This is a genomic window from Candidatus Thiodiazotropha sp. AKAK3, from assembly GCF_058244645.1.
On record NZ_JBSYOQ010000032.1, the window covers coordinates 1 to 8,901 of the forward strand.

6 protein-coding genes are annotated in these 8,901 nt (G+C 47.7%); 4 read left to right on the forward strand and 2 right to left on the reverse strand.

What is annotated here, in order from left to right; all coding sequences use genetic code 11:
• Positions 1–130 precede the first annotated feature (130 nt).
• Together gmk and AC4IE7_RS05250 are read right to left on the reverse strand one after the other, a co-directional pair.
• Positions 131–748: a guanylate kinase gene (gene gmk, locus AC4IE7_RS05245; RefSeq protein WP_490775760.1), complete on the reverse strand. Its 618-nt coding sequence runs from the start codon at positions 746–748 to the stop codon at positions 131–133.
• 32 nt (positions 749–780) lie between these two features.
• Positions 781–1,587 carry a M48 family metallopeptidase gene (locus AC4IE7_RS05250; protein WP_490775761.1) on the reverse strand — a complete coding sequence of 269 codons (807 nt, stop codon included), beginning with the start codon at positions 1,585–1,587 and terminating at the stop codon, positions 781–783.
• 327 nt (positions 1,588–1,914) lie between these two features.
• Between AC4IE7_RS05250 and AC4IE7_RS05255 the strand changes: the two genes are divergently transcribed.
• The 4 genes from AC4IE7_RS05255 (at position 1,915) to AC4IE7_RS05270 (ending at position 8,573) form a co-directional block, all read left to right on the forward strand.
• A complete protein-coding gene (locus tag AC4IE7_RS05255; RefSeq protein ID WP_490775762.1) occupies positions 1,915–5,613 on the forward strand; it encodes a DUF1631 family protein in 3,699 nt (1,232 codons plus the stop codon).
• Between the two features lie 119 nt (positions 5,614–5,732).
• Positions 5,733–6,245 (forward strand): hypothetical protein, encoded by a 513-nt coding sequence (locus tag AC4IE7_RS05260; protein ID WP_490775763.1) that lies wholly within the window; start codon positions 5,733–5,735, stop codon positions 6,243–6,245.
• Between the two features lie 131 nt (positions 6,246–6,376).
• On the forward strand, positions 6,377–7,681 hold the full coding sequence (locus AC4IE7_RS05265; RefSeq protein ID WP_490775764.1) for an endo alpha-1,4 polygalactosaminidase: 1,305 nt from the start codon (positions 6,377–6,379) through the stop codon (positions 7,679–7,681).
• A 373-nt stretch (positions 7,682–8,054) separates the two neighbouring features.
• Positions 8,055–8,573, forward strand: coding sequence for a DUF302 domain-containing protein (locus AC4IE7_RS05270; RefSeq protein ID WP_490775765.1), 519 nt, complete (start codon positions 8,055–8,057; stop codon positions 8,571–8,573).
• Positions 8,574–8,901 lie beyond the last annotated feature (328 nt).

Sequence of the window (8,901 nt, forward strand, 5' to 3'; positions counted from 1 at the left end):
CGGGAAGCCACTCAAGCCGCGATTACGGCGTTGCACCCCTTGGTAAGGGAACAACCATTACCTGCGGGCTGCGCCTTGCACTCACGGCTTGAGCGGCTTTCTAAATACAGGGTTTATATGACGCACCACACTAGATCTGTAGCAACGCCTTGATCTGTTCCGCGTGGCGATCTGATTGGTATGTCAGTCGTAGCCGATCAGCATTAACAATGGCCCTGAGCTCTCCCAGAGCTGTATCGAATTCATCATTAATCACTAAATAGTCGAACTCATCGTAATGGGACATTTCACTCACAGCCTGCTGCATGCGTCCCTGGATGACCTCCTCACTATCCTGTCCCCGGGCACTCAGGCGTTCATGCAGTGCCTCAGGGCTGGGTGGCAGGATAAAGATCGACACCGCCTCAGGAAAACGCGCCCTCACCTGACGCGCCCCCTGCCAATCGATCTCCAGCACCGTATCCCTACCCCCATCCAGCTGCCCCCTGACCTCAGCCTCAGAGGTTCCGTAGTAGTTACCGAATACCTCTGCATGTTCTAAAAAAGCGTCGGATGAAACCATCTGCAGGAACGTCTCCTTGACAACAAAGTGGTAGTCCCTGCCGTTCTCTTCTCCTGGCCTCATCGGTCGGGTGGTATGGGAGACAGAGACATGCAATTTGCCATCCTGCTCACGCAGCACTTTCAAGAGACTTGTTTTACCTGCCCCGGATGGTGCAGAGAGGATGTAGAGCGTGCCTGTGGCCATTTTGAGTCCTGATATATGGATATTGGTAATTTTCAAAAATTGAAGCTGGGGCGCTCACCGGGCGCCTCGAAATAGGGCATCATCTTATCCGCTAGCTTGCCGAGTGTCTCGGCGCGATTGGACGGGCTGGGATGTGTACTGAGAAATTGCGGTACCCGGCTAGCAGACACTTCGCCCATCTTTTTCCATAGCGTGGCCGCCGCTCTTGGATCGTATCCAGCCTTGGCAGCCAACTCAATACCGATTCTATCTGCCTCCTCCTCAGCTGTGCGGCTATTCGGCAAGTCGATTGCCAATTTTGCCGCCATCATAGAGCCGGCAAGCACTGCCCGGTTGTCAGTCGATGCAGCTACCGCAACCATCCCCAACTGACTGGCCATAGCGACAGACATCTTCTCAGCAGAGTGTTTGGCCAAGGCATGGGATATTTCATGAGCCAATACCTGAGCCAACTCATCATCAGTTGGCTTTACCTGCTCAACCAGCCCGGTGTAGAGCGCCATCTTACCCCCAGCCATCGCCCAGGCATTTACCATCTCCGGATCATCCAGTATCTTCATGCTCCATGCCCATTCCTTAGTCTCTGGACGCATCTCCACTGCCTGAGCGATGAGACGCCCAGTGATACGCGACACCCTGGCTTTGAGTTGTGGATCACTATCCAGTCTACCCTCCTCTTCATAGGGTTTTAGCATCTCAATATAGGCCGCTTTCGAAGAGTTGATCGCACTCTCTTCACTGATGATCATCAACTGCTTGCGCCCAGTGGGACTGGTGGTACAGGCAACCATGATCAGAAGAAGTAATATACTGGTAAAAGAGCTACAGCGTTTCATCATACTAGGGCCTGTTAACACGAATCGAATAGGATCTGACTATTACAGAAAACAGAACAATTCAAAAATTTGGATCAATTCATAGCTCATAATATCGTCAGACAATTATCTAGTGTACCTCGTCAGTAAGTGGTTGGAAAAACCACACATTTTCAAGGGCACCTCTATTATTTCAGCTGAACGGCCTTGCCATCAGATTGAAGATAGCATCGCTCAATGACAGCACAATATTTATGAGTTAAAGACCACCCGGCATAGTGCCGATACAGGTATAGTCTCACCCTACACCAATTAAGAACGATATAGGCTGCTTTTCATAGGATTCATGCATTGAAAGATCAAAGGAATCGTCGGCAGCATCCGCGACTTAAGATAGATATTCCTGTCACCATCGAATTTCAATCTCAGGTCTACGATGGTTGTCGTATGCTCAACTACTCCCGGGGTGGCGTCTATCTTCAGTGTCTGAATGAAAACCTGAACGACGTCCTCACTCATGGCTACATAGCTGAGCCTGAGCGTCAGAAAGTGCGGCTATCGATCTCTGACACTTCCAGTCAGGTTGCTGTCGAGGTAGTCTACTTTGATAACGGTGGAATGGGCGCCGCATTTAGCGACAGTGGTGGCGACAGGCTCTACCAGTCTCTCTCTGCAGAAGCGCAAAATGAAGATACCCGTCAAGAGACCGGACATATAACCTCTGATCCGGAGCAGAGTCGAAAGGCAATCAATCAAGTCCAGAAAACAGCTAAACCTTTTCTCAAAAATTGTCTGCTCAGTTTTTCCGCTCAAGCAGAGCAGGAACTTCAGCAGAGGATTACGGATACCAGTGATCCACAGGAGCAATCCAGCCTCTTCTTCGCACTCAACACATTGGAAAAGGATCACCAAACCTTAGCTGAAGAGTTTATTCAACAAATAGAAATCAGCTTTACCGAACTGACAGGAGAATCCAAAGGCAAATTAGACTCAGAACCCGAGCAATTGGATGAGATGGCCTTGGTAGAGACACAAGAAATTGAGACATGGATTCTGGTGAATGATGTGGCTCGACAGCTTGAATCCAAAGTTTCCCGTCAGCTCTACCATATTGAGTCAGCACTCAGTTATCTATGCCAGGATAATATCCATAACGAACTCAATCCGATCTCTCCAATCACTCTGATGAGCACATTCAAAAATAGTTTAGATGGCTATCAGTTTGACGTTCAAATCACCAAACTGCTCCTGAATAGTTTCAGTAAAAACCTGCTTATTACCCTGAAAACACTTTATGAAAAACTGCTGCAACAGATGCGACAGCAAAAAATAGTCGGGGAAGCTGAAACCAAAAACCAATGGACTATTGTAAAAACAGCCGAAACCGGCACTATCTCCGACAACCCTATAGAACATCTCAGTAACTTACATCAACTCCATCAAACAGAGGATACTCAGTCAGCTGCACAGGGCATGTCGGCAGACGAACAGAAGGAGATACTGACCAGTATTGCTTCTCTATCGCAACAGCAGACCGCCACACTGCAACAGCAAATTGAGAACCTTCTACAGCAGGAGAGTAGTAAACCGATTCAACTATCCGCCGAAGCCAGAGCTGCCATCGGTGCGGGCGAGGAGCTGGTCGCCACACTGAGCGAAGACCCACTGATCAGTAACGAATTACGTTCACTGATGGGCAGCTTAAAGTTTCTGATCATCGAAGCAGTTCTGAAAGATACCAACCTGCTTGAAAACCCTGATCACCCAGTACGGCACCTGCTCGACTCGATTGAATCAATGAAACCTTATGTGAATAAGGGCACCCGTAGCTCAATGCTAAGAGATAGAGAATCGCAGCAATTGGCAGTGATCACAGAAGCGGTGGAGAGTGGCCACTATAGTCATATCGATGAAGTGACAGATGAAATCATCAGGTTGCACAAAGAGCAGCTCAAGCGATTTAAAACCAATCGAAAGCTCTCTATCTCTCGCTGCCTCAAAGATGAGAAACTTCGACAGGCCCAAACAGCAACTTATGAGGCCCTGGCCAAGCTTCTACTTGACCAAACAATCTCTCCCATAGTCGATAAGCTGTTTCGGTTTGGTTGGGTCAATCTGATGGTTCAGACTGCAGTTTTAGAAAAAACCGGCAATAAAGGCTGGCAAAATTATCTTCAGATAGTAGAACAGCTACACCAAATTTTTACCGACCCACCAGGCGAGCATCATCTTACAGAGATTCAGCAGAAAGCACTGCTCTCTACGATTCACAAAGGCTTTACCGACTACCCAATCTACGCCGAGCAGGCACAAGGGTTTGAGCTGGAGTTGCAACGACTGCTTGAATGTGGCCTGGAAGGTGACAATTTTCCCCATCTGCGAATAGAAGCCAATAAAGCCTATCTACACCACTACTTTCAGGGGATGAACATCCACCAACCAACCAGCACCCCCTCAGTAGAAGATCAGCAGTGGCAAAAACAGTTGAGTAAGTTTGCTCTCGATACCTGGCTGGTGGAGCAGGAAGACCCTGAGCACCCCAGAATTCTCAGTCTGGCATGGAAGAACCCGAAATCAGGCAGGTATCTACTGGTAGACGGAGATGGTTTCAAAGCATTGGATGAGGCGCTGCCACAACTTGCAAATCGTTTTGCCAACCACCATATCCGTCCAATGGAGAGCTCAGCAAAACCGATTATTGAAAGAACCATTGAGACCATCCTTTCCAATACTTATAACGACTTCAAACAGGAGTCGGATATCGATCCACTAACCGGTCTATCCAACCGACGAGCCTTTGAGTCTGAACTGAAAAAGCATATCGATGGATGGCAATATGACAATGCAGGTGTACTGCTTCAGATAGACCTGGATAAATTCCAGGTGGTCAACGATCTTTGTGGATTCGAGGGCGGCGACGAACTACTCCAGACTGTGACAGACATTCTTCTCAGCTATCTGCCAGACGATGGTTTCCTGGGGCGTATCGGTGATGATGAGTTTTCCCTTCTATTAGCGAGGCAGAATCTCGAGATTGGCTACCAATCTGCAGAGATGCTTCGCCAGGCAATCGATGAAGCCTCCTTTAAATGGAAAGGGAGGCTTATTCCAGCAACAGCCAGCATTGGTGTTGTGCAGATCGAATCGGATGTTCAGAGACCGGATAAACTGATGCAAGCTGCCTTGGCTGCTTGCAACACGGCCAAACGGAGCGGCGGTAACTGCACACGCATCTACCTTGAAAGTGACCCTGTCTATCAGGCACGCCAGCAACTGGTAGAGTCCCTGCCCACAATCAAAGAGGCATTGGCGAAAGGACGTATGGAGTTGTTTGTTCAACCAATAGTACCTCTTCAGGCAGCAAATACACTGCCTCATCACCATGAGATCTTACTGCGTATTCTAAATGACGAAGGGGAACTCGAATCCCCTGTCTCATTCATACAGGCTGCAGAAACCTATGACTTGATGCGGGATGTCGACTTCTGGGTGGTAGACGCATTTTTTCAACAGGTTGAACCCTATGCTGACCGCCTGCCAGAGGGGCACAGTTTTTCTATCAACCTCTCAGGCAAATCACTGGGAGATGGCGAATTCAAAGCTCAACTTATAGATCGCATTAAATCATCATCCCTACAGACCAGGAATTTTGGATTTGAGATCACAGAAACAGCACTGGTCGGGGATATCAGCGATACTGCCGATACGATAAATGATATTCGTGCACTTGGCTGTTCGTTTTCACTGGATGATTTTGGCTCTGGATACGCCTCTTTTTCTTACCTGAAGGACTTCCCCGTGGATTATGTCAAGATCGATGGCATCTTTGTACGGGAGATTCTCAACAAACCGGCAGATTACGCCATGATCAGTTCGATTACTGAGATCGCACACTTTATGGAAAAAAAGGTAATCGCTGAGTTTGTTTCAGATGAAACCACCAGTCAGGCCCTGAAAAACATAGGCGTGGATTATGGGCAGGGTTATCACTTTGGAAAACCAAAACCTCTGAAGGAGATGTTGGCAGAAATTATCGAGGTAGATAATTGACGCTACTCTTTTAAACCCGGCGAGCAAATAGTTTACCTTCGGCTGCAGTAGCTACTAACCAGACCTTAGATATCAATTTCTATGGCCTGGTTAGTAAGTATCCTCTGCAAAATCATGAAATGGCGGCTTCATTTAAGCTAGAATGGCGGGATTTAAAGCTTGAGCCAGGAAACAGTATGCTACGCGCCACCCTTCAGTCACTCATAATCTGTCTGCTGCTTGCAGGCTGCGGCCTTTCTCCTGAACCCTCCAATGTAAAGATCAGTAAACAACCAGCTGAGGGATTGACTCAATCCTCGTTCGACGAAGGATACCTTCAGCAATTGACGGATGAGTATCAAAAGGGAGCAGAACAGAGTCTTCAGCAAACCTACGATCGAAACAACATTCCGCAACATGAGCGATTCAGCCACGCCCAAGCCAAGGGACACTATGAGTGGATAGGTGAACGTCAGTTGGCAGTGATCGACCTCATATACAGCAATAATCCAATGCGGGTAATGCGGGTGGTAGGCATAGAGGGAGACCAGCTGGTAACTATCAGCTGCATATCACCTCAAGGAGCCCAGCTGGATATCAATAGTGAAACAGGGGATTGCGCTGAGGCAATCTCTAAACATTTTCAACTGTAATATGTTAGGGCCTGTTAACACTAATCGAATAGGCCCTAGTAAAGCTACGATCAATTTTTTGATTGCCTTCACAATAGGTTTGGTTTTTATTAATTACACTGCTCCCGTGGAATAATAAAGGCTGCATCATCATGAATAACAAGGTAGTTCGTTCATTCTCTGTTGTTTTCTTCTTTCTCTGCTTTGTGTGGCACACCGAAGTGCTCGCAGAGACAGAACTGACACTCCACCCGATCAAGCTGACCAGCAAAAGGGGCAATCACAGCGAACAGGAACTATCGGTACTATCGGTACAGGAGCAAACAGGCGCCGACGATAACTGGAACACCTATAAGGAGTTCTATACCGGCTCTGGAGGCTACACCGGAATCTTCTCCTTCGAACTTCCTGCAGACAAGGATCCATCAGCAATCAACACCCTGTCGTTTGCCGCCAACTACAAGGGTCCCACCCGCTCAGAACAGCGCTGGCGGTGGCAGATCAGGGACTTTGTCAGTGCCAAGTGGATATCACTGACGGATAATGCCGGCGTACCTAACTGGGAATGGAGCCTGATCCGCGCTGAAGTGAGCGGCGCCCCTGATCGCTATATAAACAGGAATAACAGACTCAAACTGCGCTATTTCACCCGCAATGAAGGGGATGACAGTGACCTCGACTATCTGGCTCTGAGCATTAGCTTACAACCCGCGGATGAACCACCACCACCGCCACCACCTCTTCCAGGCGACATCTGGCAACCTGCCCCCGGAACCTCGTGGCAACTGCAGCTACAGGGTGATATCGACACCAGCTATAACCTTCAGATGTACGATATCGATCTCTTCGATACTCCGCAGAGCCTGATTGACCAACTCCATGCCCAGGGTAAAACCGTGATTTGTTATTTCAGTGCAGGTAGTTGGGAAGAGTGGCGTCCCGATGCCGATCACTATCCGTCCACTGTAAAAGGCAACAGTAACGGTTGGCCCGGTGAAGCCTGGTTGGATGTCCGGCGTCTGAATGAACTCGGCCCCATACTTCAGGCACGCCTTGACCTGGCGGTCAGCAAAAACTGTGACGGTGTTGATCCAGACAATGTGGATGGTTATACCAACAACACCGGTTTTCCGCTCACCTATCAGGACCAGTTAGACTTCAACATCTGGTTGGCTCAGGAAGCGCACAACCGGGGACTCTCTGTTGGTTTGAAAAATGATCTGGACCAAATTGAGGATCTGGTCATCCATTTCGATTGGGCGCTCAATGAGCAATGCTTTCAATACAACGAATGTGATCTGCTATTACCGTTTATTCAGATGAATAAAGCTGTATTTGGTGTGGAATACAAAGGTGATCCCACTCAATTTTGCCCTCAGGCAAACAGCATGGGTCTAGACTGGTTGTACAAGAACCTCGATTTGGACGCCTGGAGATTGGATTGCAAGGAGTACTGACAGGTTGACTGGTTTTATCTACCACGCACAGAGGTATGCGGTGTGAGAACCCGGTGAGTCTCACCGGGATTGTCATTTGAACGACATCGACTGCAGATAACTCCCTGACAAGCTACTGATTTTTTTAGGCTCTGAAATCTGTTTGGCTTTAATGATATCAGCGCTATCACTATACCTCTAATGGAGTCGTTATCGCTTCAGTAGCAGCATCCAATCCTAATCAGGAAAAATAATCTTAAATCAGTGCCCGATAAAAGCCTCAATACCCTTACAGATAAAGTTGAGATTGCGGAATCTCAATGCTTGTCGGGACAACTTTCTGAAAGATGCGCCAAATATTTTTGATCAATAACCATCCCAGGAAAGCATCTCTATGAAATATCAGAAAACAATTTCCAGTCTGATTTTAGCCATTTCCATGGCTTCCTCATCTGTTGCCATGTCAGTTGAAAACACCATTCCCGAGGATGCTCAGCAGTCTCACGCCATTGTTGTTGAACGTACTATTCAGCAAGACTACCGCAAGAGCCTGGATACATTAAGAGAACAATTGAAAACTGATGGCTGGAAACTCATTGCTGAAATTGACTTAGGCAAGAGACTCGCCAAGAAAGGTGTCGATGTACCTGGCGGCCTGGTGATTTTCAAAATCACCAGTGGTAAGAATGCAATGCCTCTACTCGCTGATGACGAAACTCGCTATGTCTCTGCCATGATGCCCTGCGGCTTGTCCGTCTATGGTAAAAGTGATGGCAGCGTGGTTATTTCAAGAATGAATTTTGAAATGATGAGTGCCATGATGGAACCCAAGGTCGCCCAGATCATGGAGAAATCGATTAAAAAACTGAATAAAACTGTCGATTCAGCAGTGGCGAAACTAACCGACAATTGATCTAAATCGATCCCTAATCACTACTATTACGGTTGTAACTGATTCATTGCTGCTTGTTTCTATTGCTGATTGAGAATTGAGACAAGAAAAACATCGTAAAGCAGAGGGTCACGGCTAGATAAAACTTATAAGTCATCAGTATCTTAAATAGGTAGGGAGATAAACTCCCCTCTCCCCACGCGGGAGAGGGGCCGGGGGAGAGGGGGAGAGGGGGAGAATGAACACCCTATTTTCTCCAACAATCAGCAAGATAAATATGAACGATCAATGCGGTTTTATCTTTCAACCAGATGAAACGCTTCGCGTACACCCTCTCCCCAACCCCTCT

Bases quoted from the DNA above. Each gene is read 5' to 3' on its own strand.
- gmk (WP_490775760.1), bottom strand. From the start codon at position 748: ATGGCCACAGGCACGCTCTACATCCTCTCTGCACCATCCGGGGCAGGT.
- AC4IE7_RS05250 (WP_490775761.1), bottom strand. From the start codon at position 1,587: ATGATGAAACGCTGTAGCTCTTTTACCAGTATATTACTTCTTCTGATC.
- AC4IE7_RS05260 (WP_490775763.1), top strand. From the start codon at position 5,733: ATGGCGGCTTCATTTAAGCTAGAATGGCGGGATTTAAAGCTTGAGCCA.
- AC4IE7_RS05265 (WP_490775764.1), top strand. From the start codon at position 6,377: ATGAATAACAAGGTAGTTCGTTCATTCTCTGTTGTTTTCTTCTTTCTC.
- AC4IE7_RS05270 (WP_490775765.1), top strand. From the start codon at position 8,055: ATGAAATATCAGAAAACAATTTCCAGTCTGATTTTAGCCATTTCCATG.